This window comes from Priestia aryabhattai (genome assembly GCF_023715685.1).
In the GTDB taxonomy this organism is placed as follows: Bacteria; Bacillota; Bacilli; order Bacillales; family Bacillaceae_H; genus Priestia; species Priestia aryabhattai_B.
This window is the reverse complement of the sequence record NZ_JAMBOQ010000002.1, coordinates 460726-482496: the sequence shown is the minus strand read 5'-3', so window position 1 is coordinate 482496 and position 21771 is coordinate 460726. Positions and strand designations below refer to the sequence as shown.

General features: G+C 36.8%; 24 protein-coding genes. 11 read left to right on the top strand and 13 right to left on the bottom strand.

Going from position 1 to position 21771, the window contains the following annotated elements; all coding sequences use genetic code 11:
• Positions 1-15 precede the first annotated feature (15 nt).
• Both M3225_RS09330 and M3225_RS09325 read right to left on the bottom strand, forming a co-directional pair.
• Complete coding sequence (locus M3225_RS09330) at positions 16-726, bottom strand: polysaccharide deacetylase family protein (protein ID WP_251392818.1); 711 nt, start codon at positions 724-726, stop codon at positions 16-18.
• A gap of 288 nt (positions 727-1014) precedes the next feature.
• Positions 1015-1617 carry an alpha/beta hydrolase gene (locus M3225_RS09325; protein ID WP_251392816.1) on the bottom strand — a complete coding sequence of 201 codons (603 nt, stop codon included), beginning with the start codon at positions 1615-1617 and terminating at the stop codon, positions 1015-1017.
• 821 nt (positions 1618-2438) lie between these two features.
• Between M3225_RS09325 and M3225_RS09320 the strand changes: the two genes are divergently transcribed.
• A complete protein-coding gene (locus tag M3225_RS09320; RefSeq protein ID WP_251392814.1) occupies positions 2439-4229 on the top strand; it encodes a transglycosylase domain-containing protein in 1791 nt (596 codons plus the stop codon).
• Between the two features lie 35 nt (positions 4230-4264).
• Here the strand turns inward: M3225_RS09320 and M3225_RS09315 are convergent, their stop codons facing one another.
• Positions 4265-5596 (bottom strand): polysaccharide biosynthesis protein, encoded by a 1332-nt coding sequence (locus tag M3225_RS09315; RefSeq protein WP_251392813.1) that lies wholly within the window; start codon positions 5594-5596, stop codon positions 4265-4267.
• 313 nt (positions 5597-5909) lie between these two features.
• Complete coding sequence (locus M3225_RS09310) at positions 5910-6812, bottom strand: DMT family transporter (RefSeq protein WP_251392811.1); 903 nt, start codon at positions 6810-6812, stop codon at positions 5910-5912.
• Positions 6813-6963: 151 nt separating this feature from the next.
• On the opposite strand from M3225_RS09310, the gene M3225_RS09305 reads away from it, so the two are divergent.
• Complete coding sequence (locus M3225_RS09305; RefSeq protein WP_251392809.1) at positions 6964-8340, top strand: aminotransferase-like domain-containing protein; 1377 nt, start codon at positions 6964-6966, stop codon at positions 8338-8340.
• A 62-nt stretch (positions 8341-8402) separates the two neighbouring features.
• Here the strand turns inward: M3225_RS09305 and M3225_RS09300 are convergent, their stop codons facing one another.
• Positions 8403-8801: a FixH family protein gene (locus tag M3225_RS09300; RefSeq protein WP_251392807.1), complete on the bottom strand. Its 399-nt coding sequence runs from the start codon at positions 8799-8801 to the stop codon at positions 8403-8405.
• A gap of 181 nt (positions 8802-8982) precedes the next feature.
• Here M3225_RS09300 and M3225_RS09295 point away from each other — a divergent pair, with 181 nt between their 5' ends.
• The 3 genes from M3225_RS09295 to M3225_RS09290 all read left to right on the top strand — a co-directional run bounded on the left by M3225_RS09295 (position 8983) and on the right by M3225_RS09290 (position 10291).
• On the top strand, positions 8983-9369 hold the full coding sequence (locus M3225_RS09295) for a hypothetical protein (protein WP_251392805.1): 387 nt from the start codon (positions 8983-8985) through the stop codon (positions 9367-9369).
• A 33-nt stretch (positions 9370-9402) separates the two neighbouring features.
• Positions 9403-9528, top strand: a complete 126-nt coding sequence (locus tag M3225_RS29505) for a hypothetical protein (protein WP_285885353.1) — start codon at positions 9403-9405, stop codon at positions 9526-9528.
• Positions 9529-9625: 97 nt separating this feature from the next.
• The gene (locus M3225_RS09290; RefSeq protein WP_251392803.1) at positions 9626-10291 is read left to right on the top strand and encodes a type 1 glutamine amidotransferase domain-containing protein; all 666 of its coding nucleotides are present in this window, start codon (positions 9626-9628) and stop codon (positions 10289-10291) included.
• A gap of 42 nt (positions 10292-10333) precedes the next feature.
• Here the strand turns inward: M3225_RS09290 and M3225_RS09285 are convergent, their stop codons facing one another.
• The gene (locus M3225_RS09285) at positions 10334-12061 is read right to left on the bottom strand and encodes an ABC transporter ATP-binding protein (protein WP_251392800.1); all 1728 of its coding nucleotides are present in this window, start codon (positions 12059-12061) and stop codon (positions 10334-10336) included.
• A 219-nt stretch (positions 12062-12280) separates the two neighbouring features.
• On the opposite strand from M3225_RS09285, the gene M3225_RS09280 reads away from it, so the two are divergent.
• The gene (locus M3225_RS09280) at positions 12281-12469 is read left to right on the top strand and encodes a hypothetical protein (protein WP_251392795.1); all 189 of its coding nucleotides are present in this window, start codon (positions 12281-12283) and stop codon (positions 12467-12469) included.
• Positions 12470-12499: 30 nt separating this feature from the next.
• Here M3225_RS09280 and M3225_RS09275 read toward each other — a convergent pair whose 3' ends face one another.
• Entirely contained in the window at positions 12500-13561 is a 1062-nt protein-coding gene (locus M3225_RS09275) for a copper resistance D family protein (RefSeq protein ID WP_251392793.1), read from the bottom strand.
• Between the two features lie 4 nt (positions 13562-13565).
• Entirely contained in the window at positions 13566-14129 is a 564-nt protein-coding gene (locus M3225_RS09270; protein ID WP_251392792.1) for a copper resistance CopC family protein, read from the bottom strand.
• A 282-nt stretch (positions 14130-14411) separates the two neighbouring features.
• On the opposite strand from M3225_RS09270, the gene M3225_RS09265 reads away from it, so the two are divergent.
• On the top strand, positions 14412-14681 hold the full coding sequence (locus tag M3225_RS09265; protein ID WP_045294904.1) for a CPCC family cysteine-rich protein: 270 nt from the start codon (positions 14412-14414) through the stop codon (positions 14679-14681).
• Positions 14682-14828: 147 nt separating this feature from the next.
• Positions 14829-14963, top strand: a complete 135-nt coding sequence (locus M3225_RS29500) for a hypothetical protein (RefSeq protein WP_285885348.1) — start codon at positions 14829-14831, stop codon at positions 14961-14963.
• A gap of 83 nt (positions 14964-15046) precedes the next feature.
• Here the strand turns inward: M3225_RS29500 and M3225_RS09260 are convergent, their stop codons facing one another.
• From M3225_RS09260 to M3225_RS09250, 3 genes are all read right to left on the bottom strand, one after another.
• A complete protein-coding gene (locus M3225_RS09260) occupies positions 15047-15748 on the bottom strand; it encodes a poly-gamma-glutamate hydrolase family protein (RefSeq protein WP_251392791.1) in 702 nt (233 codons plus the stop codon).
• Positions 15749-16307: 559 nt separating this feature from the next.
• Entirely contained in the window at positions 16308-16481 is a 174-nt protein-coding gene (locus M3225_RS09255) for a hypothetical protein (RefSeq protein WP_251392790.1), read from the bottom strand.
• Positions 16482-16574: 93 nt separating this feature from the next.
• Complete coding sequence (locus M3225_RS09250; RefSeq protein ID WP_251392789.1) at positions 16575-16856, bottom strand: Fe-S cluster assembly protein HesB; 282 nt, start codon at positions 16854-16856, stop codon at positions 16575-16577.
• Positions 16857-17048: 192 nt separating this feature from the next.
• Here M3225_RS09250 and M3225_RS09245 point away from each other — a divergent pair, with 192 nt between their 5' ends.
• The gene (locus M3225_RS09245; RefSeq protein WP_045294899.1) at positions 17049-17501 is read left to right on the top strand and encodes a Dps family protein; all 453 of its coding nucleotides are present in this window, start codon (positions 17049-17051) and stop codon (positions 17499-17501) included.
• A gap of 22 nt (positions 17502-17523) precedes the next feature.
• Here the strand turns inward: M3225_RS09245 and M3225_RS09240 are convergent, their stop codons facing one another.
• On the bottom strand, positions 17524-18075 hold the full coding sequence (locus M3225_RS09240; RefSeq protein ID WP_251392788.1) for a hypothetical protein: 552 nt from the start codon (positions 18073-18075) through the stop codon (positions 17524-17526).
• 209 nt (positions 18076-18284) lie between these two features.
• Between M3225_RS09240 and M3225_RS09235 the strand changes: the two genes are divergently transcribed.
• A complete protein-coding gene (locus M3225_RS09235; RefSeq protein ID WP_251392787.1) occupies positions 18285-18917 on the top strand; it encodes a spore coat protein in 633 nt (210 codons plus the stop codon).
• A 438-nt stretch (positions 18918-19355) separates the two neighbouring features.
• Positions 19356-20681: a hemolysin family protein gene (locus tag M3225_RS09230; RefSeq protein WP_251392786.1), complete on the top strand. Its 1326-nt coding sequence runs from the start codon at positions 19356-19358 to the stop codon at positions 20679-20681.
• Positions 20682-20710: 29 nt separating this feature from the next.
• Here the strand turns inward: M3225_RS09230 and M3225_RS09225 are convergent, their stop codons facing one another.
• A complete protein-coding gene (locus M3225_RS09225; RefSeq protein WP_251392785.1) occupies positions 20711-21664 on the bottom strand; it encodes a sporulation protein in 954 nt (317 codons plus the stop codon).
• Positions 21665-21771 lie beyond the last annotated feature (107 nt).

The following is a 21771-nucleotide window of genomic DNA, read 5'->3' as shown; positions in this document are numbered from 1 at the left end:
TGCTCGCTCCTCTATTTACGATTGGTTCATTAATTGCTGCATGGTTATACTTTCGTACCCTTGCTGTTTTAAATAAGGTAAAAATTCTTCTAATGCTGCAATCGTCATTTCAGGTGCTTTTTCATCTGCTCCCGGGGTATCTCCATTATCGTGTAAAACAAAAATGGCTCCATCTTCTACTTTACGCATTAGTTTTTGAACTAATGCCGTTTTCGTCGTTTTTAATGTCCAATCTTGAAAGATTCCTGTCCAAATCACAAGGTGATATGGCTTGGCCATTAATAAACTGCTCATATTTAAATGTCCCCACGGCGGACGATAAAAAAGCGGCTTTTGATTCGTTACTTTCTCTATAACCTGTGCACATTGATGAATTTGTTTTTTTAATTGCCAAGGCGTTTGCGTCCATGCACTCACATGACGATGATGATGTATAGCTACTTCATGCCCTTCATCAATCATCCTGTTTAAAATAGACGGATGTTTTTCTCCTAGTTCCCCTACAATAAAAAAAGTAGCTTTCATTTCATGCAGTTTGAACAAGTCCAAAACTTTTGGTGTATAAATAGGATGAGGTCCGTCGTCAAATGTTATAGCTATTTTATGCTTTTTTGCCCCTTTTATTATCACTGCCGAATGATAGCGACGGTAAAGGGTTTGCGAAATAATGGTATATACACATATAACCATTAGAACGATAAATAAAACAATAAAAAAACGAGTCATATGCTTTTAACCATCCTTTTGAATTTAAATCCTGCATTTATTATAACGGTTTACCCAGACTTTGGTTTCATTTTTTTGTGATAGAAGCAAGGAATTTTAAAATAATTTGATCATTCACCTAAAAATAGCTGTAATGCAAAGACATACCAGAAATAAAATGATATCATAAAATTTCCCTTCATTCAGTAAAAAAAGTACTTTTTACCATTTATATCTATCTTTTGTATGATAACTGTCATTATATTTTAAAATAAAAAACTTCCCGCACGCGTGCGGGAAGTTTTCAGGTTAAAATTTTGATTTGTACCATTTTTCAGCTGCTTCAATTTCTGTTCGTGTTAACTGATGTCCAAATGATTCCCAATGCACCTGTACGTCCGCTCCGGCTTTTTTTAAAAGCGCAGAAAGTTCTTCCGTTTCTGATGCTGGACAAATAGGGTCGTTTGTGCCTGCACCGATAAAGATAGGGGCGTCGGTTTTAGGCACTTCAATCCCTCTTCTTGGAACCATCGGATGAAGAAGGGCTGCCCCTTTTAAAGAATTCTCATAATGAAATAGCAAACTTCCTGCAATATTGGCACCATTTGAGTATCCTACAGCTACGATGTTGCTTCGGTCGAATGAATACGTTTCAGCCGCTTCATCTAAAAATTGATAAAGTTCTTTTGTACGTTCAATTAAATCTTCTATATCAAATACTCCTTCTTGTAAACGTCTAAAAAAACGAGGCATACCGTTTTCTAGTACGTTTCCTCTTACTGATAATACGGAGCATGAGGAATCAATCATATCTGCAATAGGAAGCAGATCTTGTTCCGTACCTCCTGTGCCATGCAACAGCAATAAAGTCGGTTTCGTCTCGTCCGTCCCTTTTTTAAAAATATGTTTCATTTATATTCACTCCTTTTAAATATCTCGAATTAAAGATAATTTCATTATAAGAACTTTTGAAGCATTTGTAAAGGAACCATTGTCAAAGAAATATCCGTATGTTTTGCTGCTAGTATCACATAATACTGAATAACTTAACATAGCAATTGCCCATATGCTGCTAGGTATTTAATTCGTTTGACTTAGAACCGGGAAAGAAATATTCCACTTTTAGCTAAGTGCTCCCTTCAAAAGGTGCATAATGATTAAAACTTACCCAACCTCTGTCGTATAAAAAGTTCCCTGGTCTGATAAATTAGTTAATTTTTGCTTTATTTCATCACTTTAAACAGATATCAGCATTTATACCCGAACGTACTAAAACACATTTTGTATACGTGTTATAACAACTTTTTTCTCTGAGAAACACAACGTAAAATACCAGCTTGTTTTTTCATAAAGGGGAACAAAGCCCCGAGTGGTGCTTTATACGACTTTATTTGACAAACACAAATTTATGGGTAAACTAAGTTCAGATGATTGTATTTCACTTCGTTTCAGTTTAATAAAAAAACCAAGCGGCTGCGAGTAAGCAAAAAATAACTACGTAAAGAGCTATTTATGTCAATCATCTTAAATCTAAAAACTTACCTACACTTGAATAATAGCCTTTATAAAACTTAGCGCGTCAGCTTGTGAAAGTTAACCTTTTATCATCCTTCTCCCTGTTAAAAGGTTGAATGGGTCAACAAACTTTAGCATTCTTTACATAACGATCTTGTAAAGACAAAGAATGTAGCTATGTGTAAACATGGAATTATTACTTAGTGGAGTGAACCAACATGAGGAAATTTATTTTAGCCTTTTTAGTCGTTGTTTTAATTGTAATGCTAGGAGTCACCTACGTATTAAAGCAATTTCAACAGACGGCTGATTTATCTTACGCGAAACTGCAGTCGGTTCAAAGTACGGTGATTTACGATAAAAACGACCGTAAAGTCGACGAATTGTATAAAACAATTCCCCGTCAAAATGTTTCGATTAATGAAGTGCCGGATTATGTAAAAATGGCGTTTGTTGCAACAGAGGACCGTCGTTTTTATAAGCACTTCGGAATTGATTTGCAAGGTATTGGCCGCGCCCTTTTTACTAACATTATTACAATGAGTAAAGCTGAAGGCGCAAGTACCATTACGCAGCAGCTAGCAAGGAACCTGTACTTATCTAGTGATAAAACCATCAAACGTAAAGTAGATGAAATGTTTCTATCGCTGGGTTTAGAAAGACAATTTACAAAAGATCAAATCTTGGAATTATATTTAAATCAAATTTATTTCGGAAGCGGTGTATATGGTATCAGCGCAGCTTCTCAGCTTTACTTTAATAAGCCTGTATCAGATTTAACAGTGGGCGAAGCTGCTCTTTTAGCGGGACTTCCTAAAGCCCCGAGTACGTATTCACCGGGCAACAGTACAGAGCAAGCGACGAAGCGACGAAATGTTGTATTAAAACTGATGCATGACCAAAATGTTATTAACGACACGCAGTATCAGCAAGCATTCAACGAACGCGTCGTAAAGCCAAGCATTCCGGTCAAAAAAGCAAGTCAAAATCAGGCCTTTATTGACTACGTCATCAAAGAAGCTGCTCAGCAGTACGGCGTATCAGCTGACGATCTTTACGAAGGCGGCTATGCAATTTACACAGATTTCGATCCTAATTTACAGGAATCTATTAACAACTCTGTATCGAATCATACGTTCCGAGATGATGACATTAACAGTAAAGTCGAAGTGGGTATCTCAGCTGTTAACCCTAAAACAGGCGCTATTTCGGCTATGTATGGAGGACGCAGCTATGAGCGAAACGGCTTAAACCGCGCTACTAGCGGCTATCAGCTAGGTTCAGCTATTAAACCGTTAGCCGTATATGGTCCTGCATTAGAAACGGGAGACTATACGCCAACTTCACTATTAAGTGATGAACGTCAAGACTTTGGTGGTGGATACAGTCCTAAAAATGCAAACGGACAATATAAGGAGCACGTTACAATGCGCGAAGCTCTTACTCGTTCCCTTAACGTTCCAGCCGTTTGGCTTTTAAACGAAGTCGGTATTAGCAAAGGTGCAAAATTCATGGAAAAAGCAGGACTTCCTCTTGAAGATAAGGATAAGAAGCAGTTAGGACTCGCTCTTGGAGGAACGACAGCCACGTTCTCACCTCTTCAGTTAGCACAAGGATACACAACATTTGCTAACAAAGGCGTCATGACTAAGCCATACGCGATTCGAAAACTCGAGATGCGCGGCGGTGCAGTGAAAAAGCCGGACATTCAGACAGAGCGAGTAATGAGTGAAGAAAATGCGGATACGATGACATCTATGCTCCAAGATGTAATTGAAAAAAGCTATGGAACAGGTGTTAACGCTCGTTCTTCACGAGATGCTGCAGGTAAAACCGGTACAACCAACGATGACAAAGATGCTTGGTTTGTGGGGTACACCGATGATGCAGTCGTTTCTATCCACGCTGGCTTTGATAATGCTAATTCTAAGCAAAAAACGAAATACTTATCAGGCGGCGGCGGACAAGATCCTGCTACACTCTTTAGTTCGATTATGAATAATTGGTAATCAAAAACCCTCCAATTTCACTGTTGGAGGGTTTTTTAAGATAGATGGGTTTTATGCTTAAGTGAAAAAAAGGAAACGTTAATGACTTTGCAAATCGTTACATAATGCAGAACCGTCAAGACAACCACGCCACAGTTCATTCCGATAATAATTCCCTGCATGCCAATATTTGTTTGTGATCCTAAGAAAAACATGAGCGAAAAAGACACGATATGAGACCAAATCGTATGATAAAAAGCATCTTTTACATAGCCAAGTCCAATTAAATAAGCTTGAAGCGGGATGGCAAAGAAGTGAAAAAGAAAATACGGCCATAAAGCCTTTAAATAGTACACCGCTTCTGTAGAATGAAAAAACAAGTTGGTAAGCGGCTCAGCAAAGAAATACATCGCCAGCATAGAAGGAATCCCATATAAAAATGTCATTTGCATGCTTTGAGTCAAGAGCTTTTGAAGCTGTTCTTCCTGATTTTTCGCATGCGCTTCAGATACAGCAGGGATTAATGCCACTAAAAGAGAATGAGCAAAGAAAGCCGGAAAAAAGCCAATCGACATCGCTACCCCTGTTAGCATCCCAAAATGCTGCGTTGCCCCCGTTAACGTCATTCCCGATAAAACGAGCGCGTGTTTAATTAAAAATGGCTGAATAGCGTTACATACCGCATTAAATAAACGCAGTCCTGTGGTCGGAAGTGAGACACCTAACAGCTTTTTTCGAATATCACTTGGGGAAAGCATAGGTCTGTGCCCTCTCGATAAAACACTTAGCTGAGTAACATACGTTATAAAAAAATAAAGCAAAATAACGGCTTCGGTCCCAATTAGCGTACAAATCGCAATAAACAGTGACATTTTAACATCCGTAAAAGCGAACATTTGAAAGACAACAAATAGAATAGTTAACTGAAAGGCTTTGCGGATAAAATTTGACACAGCGATAGTCGTCATATTATTTTTACCCGTAAAATATCCGCGAAGCACCGCTGAAAATGAAACAATCGGAATGAAACATAGTACAACCCATTTTAAGTAAGGATGATAGTGAGTGAAAAATGGAAAGGCTGCTAATACGGCGAAGGTAATAAAAAAGATTCCCAAGCTCACAACAGTAGCAAAAATTGTGGCATGCTTCATCATATGCCGATGTTCTTTGCGATGGTGTTCAGCCAAAAATTTAGAAATAGAAATAGGCAGTTCTAAGTTGGCTACGGTGGCAATAAGAAAAATGATAGGAAGCACAGTCATGTACATGCCCATGCCTTCCCTCCCTAATTCTCTAGCAAGTACCATATTTACAAGAAATTCAATTAACTCTCCTGCAAAGGCAGCACCTGCTAAAATAAACGTTCCTTTCAAAAAAGTGTTCATCTCGTTATCTCCTCTATTTCCCGTCCTTTTTCATCACTACCTCTTCTCTCTATGTATATGACAAGCACGATACGAATTATTTGTCTAATTATACTTTTCAGTGTACAAGTTCTTGTATAATGTTCAACCTATGTGAAAAAAAACCGTTATATACCTTTTTCACATATGAAATTCATTCATTTCTTATATTTTGTCTTTATCTTGAAACATACATAGAGAAAACAAACGAACCAATGAACCTGTCGATTGCTAAGGGGAAATAGAGCATGTTCTTTTTCTACAACAAATTTACATGTTCGTTAAGCATCTTTATTCAGCATTTTTTGTGGATACGCCTCTTTTTGGATACCGAAGCGTTTTTGCCTAATACAACAGAAAAGACAACAATTATTGCTATAACAAGAGTGAAAAGTGTAATTGATTCACCTAGAAATACTGTTGCAAAAAGAATCATCAAAAATGGCTGTAAATATTGAACCTGGCTAACTCTGGCTATTCCACCCAGAGCCATCCCGCTATACCAAGCAACGTATGCTAAAAATTGACTAACTACTGAGAGATAAATCAAACTAACCCACGCTTGTAAAGGTGCATGAAGCATTTCAGTTGTAAGGCTTAGCCCAACTGGAATAATAAAAAATGGAGCACCGATGATAATGGCCCAAGTAATTACTTGCCAGCTACCTAATTCTCTTGCTAACAATCCACCTTCTGCGTAGCTCAGTCCAAGTATAAGCACTGCTGCTAGTAAAGCTACATCGGCAAACTGAAGTTGACCAAATCCAAGGTGAAGAGCATACACGATAACAGCTGCAGAACCGATTATGCTTGACATCCAGAATTTTAGAGAAGGGCGTTCACCTGCTCTAAACATCGCAAAACCGGCTGTGGCTAGCGGTAAGAGTGCTAATTCAACCGCTCCGTGAGAAACAGGCAACGATTTCATTGCCCAAGAAGTGAGAAGAGGAAACCCTAAAACTGCACCAAAAGCAACGATAAGCAGACTTTTAAATTGACGAGGAGAAGGGAATTTTTCTTTTCGTAAAATTAATACCACAGCTACTAAAATAGCAGCTACAACTGTTCTTCCTAAACCTGCGACTGTCGTTCCGAAATACTCGACTGCAATGCTTGTAAAAGGAAGTGTTAAGCTAAAACAGATAACACCTACTAACCCCAACAATAATCCCATTTTCTCTTTAGTTTCTTTTTGCATCCTACACTACCCCTGTCTTTTCATTTTTCAGAACTGTACCATTTTTCTAAAAAAGGTTCTGATATAATTAAAAGGATAGCGCAGTACAACTACTAAAATAAATCATTCTTTTATCTATCTGTACGGTTACAAATTAAAGGAGTATAACCCTATGAGTTTAAAATATCTGAAAATCATGGAAGAAATTAAGCTTGGCCTAGCAAATGGATCGCTTATTGCAGGTGGTAAACTCCCTTCTGTTCGCCGACTATCCCAACATTTTTCGTGTAGCAAGAATACAGTTATTAAAGCCTACAGCGAACTAGAAAAAGAGCATTTAATTTATTCTGTTCCTAAAAGCGGCTACTACGTTGTGGCAGAATTTCAACATAGGACGAATGAAAATGAAGTGATTGATTTCTTGTCTGCTGGTCCAGATAAAAACGTTATGCCTTATCTTGAATTTCAGCATTGTATAAACCAAGCGATTGAACACTACAAAGAAGAGCTTTTTACATACTCTGATCAACAAGGCTCTTACTCATTACGGGTACAGTTAGTGAAACACTTGCAGAATTTACAGGTATTCACTCAAGCTGAAAGATTAGTTGTTGTATCTGGGTCGCAGCAAGCCCTTCACTTATTAGTTTCTATGCCATTTCCAAATGAAAAAAACAATATTCTGATTGAACAGCCCACTTATTTCGGGTTTATCGAGTCCCTCACGCTGCACCAAGCTACTACTTTTGGGATCGAGCTATCGATGGAAGGGATTGATCTTGATCGTTTGGAGTACATTTTTCGAAACAATGATATAAAATTTTTCTATATTATTCCGAGATTTCACAACCCTCTTGGGCATTGTTATACAAATTTTGAGAAGAAAAAAATCGTGGAGCTAGCCGAAAAATACGATGTATATATAGTGGAGGATGACTTTTTGGGTGACCTTGATCCCGATGCAAAATCAGATCCTTTATTTTCTTTTAACCCTTCGGGACGAGTCATTTACATTAAAAGCTTTTCGAAAATCTTTCTTCCAGGGTTACGCATTGCTGCTATCGTTCTTCCTTCATTAATGATTAACAACTTTTTACGATATAAATTTAGTTCAGATTTTAATAGCTCAGCACTTTCACAAGGTGCTCTTGAAATTTATTTAAAAAGCGGCATGTTTACTAGTCATCTCAAAAAAATAAAAGAGGTATACCATACGAAAATGCAAACCCTTGTAGAAGCATGTGAATCATCGTTACCGGCTAATACACATTTTTCTAAACCGACTTCAGGATTCTATCTATCCATCAGTTTGCCTGAGAATGTAACAGCAAAACAAATCGTTCACATGCTAAACGAGCAGCATATATATGTTGATGATGCTTCTAGATTTTTTTTACCAGAATATAAAAGAGACACTCTTCTCCGATTAAGCATCTCACAAGTAAATGAGAATATTATAAAACGAGGAATTGAGCAGCTGGCTCAGTCCATTACTTTAATTGACAATAGAAAAAATCATCCTGTTCCAAATAACCTTTTCCTTTTTTAGGACGGGAATTTGATGGATATACTAAGCGAAAAGAAGCCAAGGAATAGGGTCCTTGGCTTCTTTCATTTAACCGTTACGGTTATAAGAGGCATGTTATGCGTACCTTTTGCAGAAACATGTGATTGCACGGTATACGTGCCAGGATCAGCAAAAGATGTTTGTATCTCATATACACCCTCTTCTACTTGTTTAGGCTTTAACATCTTTCCTTTCCCTTCCGCATCTTTTTTCTCTATTTCAAACTCAATCATTTCAACATCATCATTTTTCACTTTTTCGTCCCCATATGTAACTTCAGCTTTGTAGATACCGCTTTCATTTTTCTGCAACACTTCTGGACCTTGAAGATTTACATCCAACGGTTTTGGCTGTTCAGCATTTGTGCTTTGACTTGTCTCCTGACCACAGGCCGTTAAAAGTAAACAAAGGCTGATTACATACGTACTTATTCTTTTTTTCATGTATTCATCTCCTTTTTAAACCCTTTCTTTAACTATAGCGCGTATTAACAAGAAAAAAATGAATTTTTCTAAAAAAGAAGAATTTTAAAGATTTTTTAAGAAAAAAAGTTCATACTGATGCTAACTAGTTTTTTCTAAGAAGGAAGAAAATGAATTCAGCTAAATCCCCAGCTAAAAAATCATGGCTGTAAATGTTGAAAAAAATAAAAGTGAGCGCAAAAAAGTGATATTTATCTTTGCTTTATCTTCTTTACTAGTTGTAGCAGAGGTTATTTATATCCCTTTTTATACACATTCCCTTCCGCTTGATTCTAAAATATATGAAGGGAATTTTAAAGAGCTTGGTTCAATCTCACGAATTGGTTTCTTTGCAGCTTTATCTATTTATCCTATTTTTTTATTATTAAAATGGAAGCCGTTATCACATATAAAAAAAGGCAATTTTGAATTAAAACCGCTTATCCAACTTTTAGCCAAGTATGTTCGTCAGTGGCACGTTCCCGTTGCTCTTATATCAACTGCTTTGATTATTTTACATGGTTATATGGCTTTGATAAAAGAATTTTAAGCAAATTTCACTTACCTTTCAGGAATTATCATGATGGCTGTTCTAGCTTGTCTGCTCGTGATGGGCGTGAACCGCTATAAGCGTACAGATAAAAAGTGGCATCTTAAATTTGCTATCTCCTTTTGGGTTTTATTTATGATTCACGCTACGTTTTCATAACTTGCTATTGTTTAAAGTTTTTTTATATAGGGTACAGTTCATAATGAATACATGATATGTATCACTATACGTTTTACATCACTTAGGAGGTATAAACATGGCAAGAGTGTTAGCTGTATTATCAAGCGGATACGAAGAGAAAGATTATCACACAGGTTGGTGGGCAGAAGAATTATTTGCTCCGCTGCAAAAGCTTGAGGACGCAGGGCACACCGTTGATTTAGCCTCACCTTTTGGAGGTAAGCCGGAAGTAGACGTTCGAAGTATTTCAGAAGACTTTGATCCAAACGGAACATATAAGAAATTATATGAATCAGGAAGAGCGGATCAGACAATGAAACTTGAAGAAGTAGATGCTGAGAACTACGACGTTATCTTAGTGATAGGCGGCCACGGCGCTATGTTTGACTTAGCAAAAAATGTGGACTTGCATGCACTTATGAACAAAGTATACGATAACGGAGGTATTTTAGCAGCTGAGTGCCACGGACCTTCTGTTTTTGCTTTCTTGAAAGGATCCGATGACGAATTATTAATTAAAGGATTAGACGTAACCGGTTATCCTGATGAAATTGAACCGGAAGAAGTACTTCCTTTTTTACCATACAGTTTAGAACAAGAGCTTCGTGAAGTGGCTAACTACATCCCTGAGATGGAGAAAAAAGCATATGCCGTTTGGGCAAATGATCAAATTGTCACAAGCCGAGATCCTTTTTCTTCTGAATTAATGGGTGATGAATTAGTTAAAAAGCTAAATAAATAATCTAAAAAAAGACTGTTTTCAAGCAGTCTTTTTTTGTTTGTTCTATAGGGATGTTTGAAACTGTTGCTCCACCAACCGCCGGTAAAAAGAATGAGAGGCTAACAGCTCTTTATGCGTCCCGCTTCCTGTAACCCGCCCTTCTTCTATTACAACAATTTGGTCCGCATTAATAACTGTAGATAGACGATGAGCGATAACGAGTGATGTGCGTTCTTTCATTACCGTTTCCAATGACTCTTGCACAAGCTTTTCTGATTCGGAGTCCAAGCTAGCTGTCGCTTCGTCCAGTAATAAAAACTGGGGATTACGTAACAGCGCTCGGGCAATTGCGATACGCTGTCGCTGCCCTCCTGAAAGATTAATGCCTCTTTCTCCAATCATTGTTTCATATTGAGCTTCAAAGGACTGAATGAAATGATGAGCATTCGCTAACTTCGCTGCTTCTTCTATTTCTTCATCCGTCACGCGGCGCTCCAATCCGTAAATGAGATTTTCTCGAATTGTTCCTGCTAAAATCGGAGAATCTTGCTGAACATAGCTAAACAGTTGACGCCACGAACGTAAGTTGGCGTTTTGACTGTCTATTCCATCCATGAATATATGCCCCGATGAAGGCTCGTAAAAGCGTTCGATAAGCGAAAAAACAGTAGATTTTCCAGCTCCACTAGGTCCGACAAAAGCCGTAACTTTGCCTTTTTTAGCAGAAAATGAAACCTCCTGCAATACTTGTTTATCTTCATATCGAAAAGCAACCTTATCGAACCTTAAACTCCCTACCTGTTCAAGTATTGCTCCATTTTCATAGTTCTCTTCTTTCTCAGCTAATATATCAAAGATTCTTTCTGAAGCTCCTTTGGTTTGCTGAAAGCTTGTGATAAATCGGGTAAGTGAACCAACCGGAACCATAATTTGAAAAAGGTAGAGAACAAAAGCCACGAGCTCTCCTGCAGTGATAAATCCCTCACTCACCCGGTACGCACCAAACCCGACAATAGCAATCATAACAGCGGTCATCACCGTGCTAATAATCGGGGTAATGATGGCTTCAACTTTAGCTCTCTTAACACCGAAGAGGTAGAGCGATTGAAACGATTCTAAGCCGGAATGAACTTCTTTTTTCTCTGAACCTGATACTTTAATCAAGCGGATTTCACTCAGCATTTGAGCTAAAAAAGCCGTAAGCTTGGACATTTTATCCTGCTGTTCACGCGAAATTTTATGTATTTTTCGCGCTAGCGGCATAACCAGTACAAACATAACTGGAATAACTGCTAATAAAATGAGCGTCATGGGCACATCAAGCGTAAATAAAATAACGACGGCAATGATAATCGATAAAATATTTTTAACAAAGTCAATCATTTCTGTTGATAATAAATTCATCACAATGGTTGTATCATTTGTAATACGGCTCACCATCTCACCTGAGCGGTTGTGATCGTAAAATGAAATGGGAAGCTTTATGAGCTTATCCCAAACTTTATACCTGAGTTCTTTTACAACACTTTGTCCTACTTGAGCAAGGAGATAAAGCGATACAGCGCTTGTTACCATTTGAGCAGCAAATAAACCAAGGAGTCCTGCCACAAGCTGTGGTGAGACGCCCGCTGCGATTTTCTCCATAACTTCTTTAATGACAAGAGGAATAGAAAGAGAAGCTCCCGTATTGATTAAGGCCAGTACAAACGAAATGACTAACTTTCCTGTCGGAGGGTTTGTTAGCAACCACAATTTTTTAAATGAAAATTGAATTCCTTTTTTCGTTTTCATTTTAATTCCTTTCTAATTCTCTTAATAGGTGGTATGCACATCTCAGGCAGACACCTCAAACTTTGCCTTCAAAGTTCTCTCTCATTTTACACCTTTTTCTTTCTCAACCTGAACTTCTAAGCTTTTACCTATTTTTCAAACTCGTCTATACGAAAATGACAAGCTGGTCATATAATATGGTACACTGAATTCTTTTACTAGATAAGAGGTTGAATAAGAATGTCTGTTTATATTAAATCTATTTCTATTGGAACCATTTCTGGTGGTATCGTTATTTTTGGAAACGCAGGAAATGTATCGCCTTCAAGCAGCTCTAAATCTGGCTCTGGCTCTGATTCTAACTCTCAAATACCGATGCCTCCCTCTCCGGGAAAAGGCCCGAGGGATAACGCAGCTTTTAATGCCTAATAAAAAACAGTGAGATATTTCTCACTGTTTTTATACTTGAATACTTGTCATCATCGCAATATAAAAAGCAAAAACAAACAGACCTGCACTTAATACGCTAAGCCATACTGTCTTTTTGTAAAAACAAATAAGTAAATACACAAAAAACAGCAGTGCGACAAATAGGAACAGAATTCCTACAACCGTTACTTGAAACGTTAGAGGAAGCATCACTTGCTTCCCATAGATAAAGGGAAGAATCGATGAATCCATTGCTATATGGCTTATATTGGTTGGCGGCGATTGCGTCACCATGATAGCTGTAAATAAAAAAATGATAAGTAAAATAATGCTTTCTGCTCGAATCCACATCATGGGCTTATATTCTGGATGTTTTATTGCTTTTTTCATAAGAAAACCATTGATAACGGCAAATGCAAGCAGTGGAATAATCGTAATATGCTTTAGTAAAAGAGACTGTCCGTAATCCGTAGCCCATGAATTTACATAGTTGGACAGCCCCATGATAATAACCATCGAAATGAATCCACTTAATGAAAGAAGCACAAAACAAGTGATCGCAAAAGGAGTAAACCAGCTTAAGAAACTTTTCCAATTGGAGGTTTCTTTTGAAAAAGCTGCAACAATCAGAACCACTCCTCCCCACAGTCCAACTGCTAAAATATGAAGGGAATGAGAAAGCATCCCGCTAAGCGCAGAAGCGGATGCTGCGTGACTTGCATAAGCGATTCCTCCCACCAACGCCACAGTCAGCAATGTATACATATGAGGGTGGCTTTCTATTGAAACAGCAACCATACATAAAATAGCCATTAATACAACAAAGATCCAAGCGTGTCCTGTTCGTGTTTCTAACAATACAAGACGAACCGTTTCACCTAACCCTCTTATTTTTGAAAAAGATAAAATAATCTCAAGCGAATTTCCAACCGAAAAAATAGCGACAGCCGCTGCACTTGCAAGTAGCCATCGCTTTGATAATAAAATTGTTGGCTTTTTTGTAAGCGGCACATATTGCAGTACGGCAAACCCTAATAATAAGGAAAGAGCTACGTATGTGAACCACTCAAAAACAGGCAACCATATACTCATCTTTTTAAGCCTTTTTCTTTCTGAAAATCAAGAGTAATGCTCCAACCACCACTACAATAGCAATAATCATGATGACAAAAAACGATGAAGAATCATTATTCTCTGCTTTCTCATCATCATTTGCTACTTCACTTTTTTTGTTTTGTTCGGATTGAGTGGCGCTTTGCTTTTTTTCACTATCTTTTCCGGCTGCTTGAGTATTCTCTTCCTTCGCTTCATCTTTCAAATCTACTTTAAAAGCAATCGAATCTTTCATTACATGACCATCTTCCCCTACAATTTCCCAGTTTACTGCGTAAGAGCCGTTTTCAAGAGGCTGATCAACAGAAGCTATTAAATCATGACCCTCTACTTTTTGCGATGCAAGTGAAATTTTTTGCCCATCTTTTGTAACAGTCACAGTACTGATTTTCTCAATGTGCGTTTCAAAGCTTAATTTAATTTCTTTTAAAGGAGCTGTAACAGTTGCACCATTTTCCGGCACTGTTGTTTGCACATGTGTATGAGCAAAACTAGCTGTCGGGACAGCTAAAAAGCATGCTAAAAGTAAACCTATTATTTTTTTCATATTTATGACTCCCTATCTCTTTTTTCTTTTTTCATCATATCCAAAAATGCTTTTATGTAGACGTTTCCGAACACAATCTATTTTCCTAGTAAGTGTACTCCTTTTTTACTCAGTCTCACAATAACTATCACCAATTCGTTATAAAATGTTCACAAATCCTAAGGAATATGCCGCTGTAATTTTTTGAATATTCTTTTAGATTACCCTTAAATATAGTAAAATAGTTAAATAAGATGGCTGACTCTTTTCTAGCTTAAAATCCATACAGAAAGGATAGGAACAATGAAAAAGTATACATGCCCTTGCTGTGGTTATCAATCGTTAGACAGTGATGGTGACTATGATATTTGTGAGATATGTTTTTGGGAAGACGATCCGTATCAAAAGCTGAATGCCAACGAACTAGGAGCTAACTCTATTTCTTTAATAGAAGCTCAGCAAAATTTTATAGTTTATGGAGCGTGTAATAAAGAAAGCTTACAGCACGTGAGAAAGCCTTCTGTTCAAGACGTAAAAGATTTCAACTGGAAACCTATTATAAGTCAGGAGTAGCGAAACTAGTTTATAAAAAAGAGGCTGGGACAAAAATATTTTAGTTGAAGAGAAATCAGAACTATTAATCGAAATTATTGGTTAATGATTCTGATTTTTTGCTGTCATGGTGGACGTAGGTTTAATGTGTTTAATTGCTTCTAGCTGTTGATTGGAGGGCAAGGCGAAGACTCCTGCGGGAAAAGCGGAACAGATGAGACCCCGCAGGAGCTCAAGCGACGAGGAGGCTCATCGGCCGCCCGCGGAAAGCGAAGCCTTGCATGGAAATCAACAGCGGTGTAACCAGTGATCCATACTAGCTCATTTATCTAGTTTGTTCGTCTTTAGATGGGATTGATGTAGTTATGTCTCAATCTCTTTTTGATTCAGTAAGAAGTGGAAACAAATGTAGAAAGCACATTTGTAAATCTATAAAAAGTTTGAGTTTTAGACGAAGCTCTTCCTTTTGAAGTGAATGAATGAAACATAGCATTTCGCAGCGGTTGGCTAATCTCTAATTGAATACTTTTGCCGGTACGATTTTTATTTGCAATATTTCTAGGATTAATACCTGCAATCTCATCGTGCCCTTTTGTGATAAGTTCCGCCGGAAATCCATTTTGATTTAATAATTGCGTTAATTTTTTTGCACGTTCCCGATCAGTTCCCCCTACAAAAATATGTTTTTCATTCCCAGAATACCCGTGAAGAGATAAAACATTATCATACTTGCTTACCATCTTACGCGCTGTAGGCTCATCAAAATGAGTGCTTGTGATGTGCAGGTCTCGTGATCCTTTCGGTTTTAACGATTCGAATAGGTAAAGAGCGTTTTGTTTGACAAGCTCTTTGGAAATTTCGCTTGTCCCTCCTTCAATTCCTCCACCGTGTGGAGCGAAGATAAGGACAGGGCTTTTCGTTTCTTTGGTCGTCACTCTATAGCTAGCTGAAGACTCATGCTGTGAGAGCTGCTTGAAATTTTGATATTTATCAGTTGATGCACTAGATATATCTTGAAAAGGTGAAATGAACAAAACGAGTAGACAGATAAATAAGGTAGAGAAACTTACTAAACGATAGTTTTTCAATTTTTACTCCTTCTCTCTATTATGTAATAAAAACTAAAACATTAGAATCTTAAAAAATCTAAAAATAAGATTTGTAGTAGTCTTATTTACTTATCGCCACAAAAAATAATTTATTTAATAGTTCTTAATGCTTATTTATAATATTTCAAAAAAACTTCAGCGCATATGCACTGAAGTTTTTTACTCTTTTTTGTTTTTATTTATTTAAAGCAAGCGCCAAACTAATTTTATCCAGCCAAAGAAGGCAATCCATAAAGGTATGCTCAAAGATGTTCCCCACGCTAAACCAATTAAGAAGTTTCCTTTTTCAATCATACAAACCACTCCTTATGAACATTGTAGGTGAACAAGTACAATTCTATACCTTAACTATAACAGAAAGCGTTTTCATTTGATAGTTACTTACACGTTTTTAGTGCTATATTCATACAGAAAACCGAATTTCAGGTAGATAAAGGACGATATATAAGAAAATGCATAATTACAAGATGTAAAAAAGTATAATAATCTACTTGAAAAAAAAGAAACCTTCTTTGAAGGCTTCTTTTCTAGGTGGTTTTTATTGTTCGCCGCTGCGCTGCAAGCGATTCTCAATAAACAGGCGCTCAACAAATTTATTTAGCTGGTCTTGATACAAACGGCGCTCATCTAGCGTTTTTGCGTCTTGTATTTGCTGCTTAAAGTGTTTGATTTGCTGTCTTTGTTCAACCGTTACATGATGAGAAAGAAGCATAGGTCCCCCTCCATTTCACTAACGTTTGAATTAAGTAAACCAAGGTTTACCAAAACAAACAACAAACCTGTTAGCTTCTCTTACATAAATTTTTTACTCAGCCTCTTTAGCCCCAACTAATGCTAAACCTGGGCCGTATGGCGTTGTATGAACATCTAACATTAATTCATTTGTATAAGGAACAATAGAAGCTTCCATTGCTACTTGTACTCCGTCGACTTCATACACTTCATCATTTTCAAAAGGCTCTTCAAAAGCTAACCCAATATTAGGGATTTCACAGCTAATTCCTTTGAAATACAAGCGAATTCCTGTTATCTCTTGCTCTTCAAGTATATTTTTAATTAATTGTTTTGCTTCTGGCGTAATATGCATGACTAACCCTTCTTCCTTTCAATTGTCTTGCTCTATCCTATCATATCTTTAAAGTTTTTGAAGAGAATAACTACAATTTAAAAGCACTATAATTATCATTTAATAATAATTATAAATAAGTATTGATTTTAATTTGATATTTGATATAATATAAACATAAGATAACAACAACTCATTAGGAGGCTATTAACTATGAATTTAGAAAACGTATTAAACCAACAAATTGCCGATTTTAATGTATTATATACGAAGCTACATCGCTTTCACTGGTATGTAAAAGGGCCTCAATTTTTTACGCTTCATGAAAAATTTGAAGAATTCTATAATGAGACGGCGGACTATATAGATGAATATGCAGAACGCTTACTAGCTATTGGAGGAAGCCCAATTGCTACAATGAAGCAATTTTTACAAGCAGCTACTCTTTCTGAAGATGGAAACGAGCAAACGAGTGAAGAAATGGTAGAAACCTTAATTAATGACTATACGTTACTTGTTAAAAACTTAAAAAATGCAGTTGAAAAAGCTGAAGCAGCGCATGATCACGTAACAGCTGACTTATTCATTGGAACAATCGGCAACATTGAAAAACATATTTGGATGCTAAAAGCTGCTTTACCTGTAAAAACATCTGTAAACGCATAAAAAGAGCCCAATCGGCTCTTTTTTACGTTTGTTGATTTACTTTTTTTTGTCTTTGCAGCCACATAAAAAAAGACATATCATCGTGAATGTCATCTTCTAGCACAGCCTTATAGACATGATCACTCGTATAGTAGCGATTATAGCCGCTTTGCTGCTTGAAAAATAAAATACACTCCCGCTTCTTTTCAGTGAGAAGTGATTTTAATAACTTTTGTTTCTCAACTTTGCCCTTCACGATATTTTCTGGAAGCACGGAAATATCAAGCTTCCACTCTTCTCCCTTCTGAATCATATACACACTCCACTGATACTTATCTTTTTCATTAGCAAATATCACCTTATAAGGGTTAAAACGCTTTGTAAGCTGATACCCCATGTGAAAAATAGATTCTTCATCCATTTCATCATTTCCTACGTAAAAATTAATGATGCGATTTGTCATGACATTTAACTCAAAACTCTCCCCTGAGAGAGGGCAACCATATTCTCTTAACAGATTGAATAAATGATTGGATACCACCAGTTGATTTGCTTCGTGTTTTAATTCACTTGAGTATGACAGCAGCTCATTCATGTTTTTTGATTCCCCTATCTATAGATCGTGAATTGTTATTGATATTCGCTTTTTTTTCATAAAACCCTTTCACTTTTACCCTTTAATTAAAATAACTAGATGTAAATTTAGTTATTTAGAGCAACATTTTATGAATAAATCAAGTTTGAGTATAAAACCTGAAGAAGTTTAAAGACTATAGTCGATACCGATTTTAAGGAGGACTTAGTATGAATAATCACGAACTTCCTACAAACATGCAAACTGGAGCTGTCCCTTCTCAATTAAATCATGGAGGGCATGAATTATTTGATGTCCATGAAACACTTGCCGGCTCGATTAATGTAATGGATCAATTTATGATGTTTAGGCAATATGTAAAAGAGCAAGAACTGCTTGATATCATTGATCGGCAATATCAGTTTATTTTAGACGAATATAATTTAATCGTAGAAGCTTTTTCCACTGGTCAAAAGCCGGCCGGTTCTACACATGTATATAACATGAAGCAGTCTCATAACTTTGTTTATGGCTTAAAGCCTTCGCAGCCTAAAAAGCCGAATCAGTCCGTTGAGGAAATTAGTGAAAAAGGAATTTCAGGTCATATGCTAGGTCTAGTCAAGTCTCAAGCATCTCTTTTAACAATGACCGCTTTAGAAATAACAAATCCTGTTGTTCGCCGAATATTCGGAGACAGTGTTCCTAATTGGATTGAAATGGCTTATGAAATTTCTCTTTATCAAAACAAACATTATTATTATCAAGTGCCACAGCTTGCAAAAGAAGATATGCAGCAAATGATCACAAGTTTTGCAAAAGCTACTGCCTCTCCTCAGATGCCTAATAATCATAAGGTGCACTGATCAAAAATAGATAGCTCTTTGGCTATCTATTTTTGCGTATATATTTCAGAAAATGACAAAAAACTATGCATTTTGAATTATTTTCTGAATATTTGTAGTATTTTGATTAATTATGTATTATAATACAGTTAACTAATAGAAAGGAGTGAGGGATGCATCATATATACTCGGATTACAGTTAAAGGAGGTGTCATAACACGCTCGCAATACGTTTGCTAATAGTCAGTTGAACTGTAGAACCGATATGTGATAGACCATGATGGTAAAGTTAAGATTAATTCCCCTAAATGAACATGTAACATAATAAACTGCTTCTTTTTCTTTTTAAAGATAGAAGCAGTTTTTTTATGTGCGTTTTTCTTTTCCGGATTTAATACATGTTTTCTCCACTTTGGCTAACACTTAAGATATACATTTACATACAAGGTGGTGACTTTGATGATCGCCCTAAAATTACTATTAGTCGCAGTTTTAATTGCATTAACCGCTTTTTTTGTAGCGACAGAATTCGCTATTGTAAAAGTAAGGAGTTCAAAAATCAACCAGCTTTTAGAAGAAGGAAATAAAAAAGCTGTGTCTGCCAAACACGTTATTACGCATCTAGATGAATATCTATCCGCTTGTCAGCTTGGTATCACCATCACAGCTCTCGGGCTTGGTTGGCTTGGTGAACCGACGCTAGATCGGTTGCTTCACCCTCTTTTCACTACCTTCCATACTAATGAGCCGCTTGCTGGTATTTTATCTTTTGTCATTGCATTTGTTGTTATTACTTTTTTACATGTTGTCTTAGGAGAATTAGCTCCTAAAACGTTTGCTATTCAGATGGCTGAACAAATTACACTGAACTTTGCAAAACCGATTATCGTGTTTTACAAACTTATGTATCCGTTCATTAAAATATTAAACGGCTCAGCTCGTATGTTGACCAAGTTTTTTGGTATAACGATGATTTCAGAAAATGAAGCTGCTCATAGTGAAGAAGAACTTCGCATTTTGTTATCTGAGAGCTTTGAAGGCGGTGAAATCAATCAATCGGAATATCGATATATGAGCAAAATTTTTGATTTTGATGATCGTTTAGCTAAAGAAGTAATGGTTCCTCGTACGGAAATTGTAAGTGCTTCTAAAGACGATGTGGTAGAGGTTTTTTTGCAAATCGCAAATGTCGAAAAATATACGCGCTATCCAATTGTTGAAGATGGAGATAAAGATAAAGTAATAGGTCTCGTTAATATTAAAGAAATTTATAACGATATTGTATTCAACGAAAAAGACGGCACCAATACGTTAGAATCGTACGTCAAGCCTATTTTTAAAGTAATCGAAACCGTCCCTATTCATGACTTGCTTGTAAAGATGCAAAAAGAACGCATTCAAATGGCTATTCTTTTTGATGAGTATGGTGGAACCGCTGGACTTGTCACAGTAGAAGACATTATTGAAGAAATTGTGGGAGAAATTCGAGATGAGTTTGACACGGACGAAATTCCTTATGTACAAAAAATTAAAGACGATCATTATATTCTTGACGGAAAAATGCTCATTAGCCAAGTAAATGATTTACTAGGCACAGATATTAGCGACGAAGAAGTAGATACCATTGCCGGGTGGGTGTTAACCGAAAAGTTTGATGTGACCAAAAATGATATCATTCAGCATGAGCAATTTTACTTTAAAGTTTTAATTATAGAAGATTTTCACATTAAGTATATAGAAGTAAAAAAAAGAAAGAAGAAAGAAAAAAAGGATGATCATCATTAATCATCCTTTTTATTTATCCAAAATCCCTTTTACCAATCGTCTCCTCCATCAAAGAAATCTCCATCAAACAGATCCTCTCCTGCTTCTTCAATATCTTCTCCTATTTCACCAAGCGCCGAGTCTTCAAACATATCATCCATCAAATTCTCAATGAGCAGTCCACCTAACATACCGGCTGCAAAGCCTCCCATTGCTCCTCCTAACCCGCTCATACGTGGGTGATGTGAATGCTGATCATAGTGAGAAGGCTTATAATATTCATAGTCTCGAGGATTTTCCATCATCTCTTCCATCGCTTCTTCCAGCAAACGAGCAATAGTGGACGGACGGCTTAATTCATCATTAGAAAAAAAGAGTTCGTTTTTTATTTCTCTCTCTCGGCCGAAAGAAGGCAAATCTAGCTCCAACAGCATTCGGATACCTTCTCGTTCAATGGCTACCTCAAACTCAATCTCATTTACATATCCCTTCAAAAAGTCTGTAGGGAAAAATGCAAATTCTTGTTTGTATCCATTAAATTTTCCTGAGTGATGTTTTTCTCTAAACCCAAGTGCTTCAAAGCCCTCCACTAGCTGATATAAGCTTTTGGGAGCTTTAATACGCACAGGGTCTCGGTCTGTTGAGTCAACTCCCCCTTCAATATCTAAGTGTGTCTTAAAGAAATAGCCAACATTGCTCGCAGAGATTGGAAGATCCAAAGGTAAATGGTATGTAAATGGAATTTCTTTTTTCTCTCCTTCATTAATTATAAATGAAGAAGCTGCGCGCAGGCTTTCAACACGATGTGTATGCATTTGACCGCTCTTCATTTGAACTTCAAGCCAAAATTCAACATCAATTAAGTTAATATGTTGCTGAACGTTTCCACCTTGGATGACAATAGCTCCTTCAATTACATGACCGAGCGTATAGGCTGTTTCATTTAATCGTAAATCCACTTTGGCAGCTCCAACCCCAATTTTAGCAAACATTTTTTTAAACATTCTTTTTCCTCCTCCAAAATGCTCTTACTATATATACGAAGTATACCGTTTATAAGTTTCAACTTACAAAAAAAGAACTCAAGGAATTGAGTTCTTTCTGCTAAATT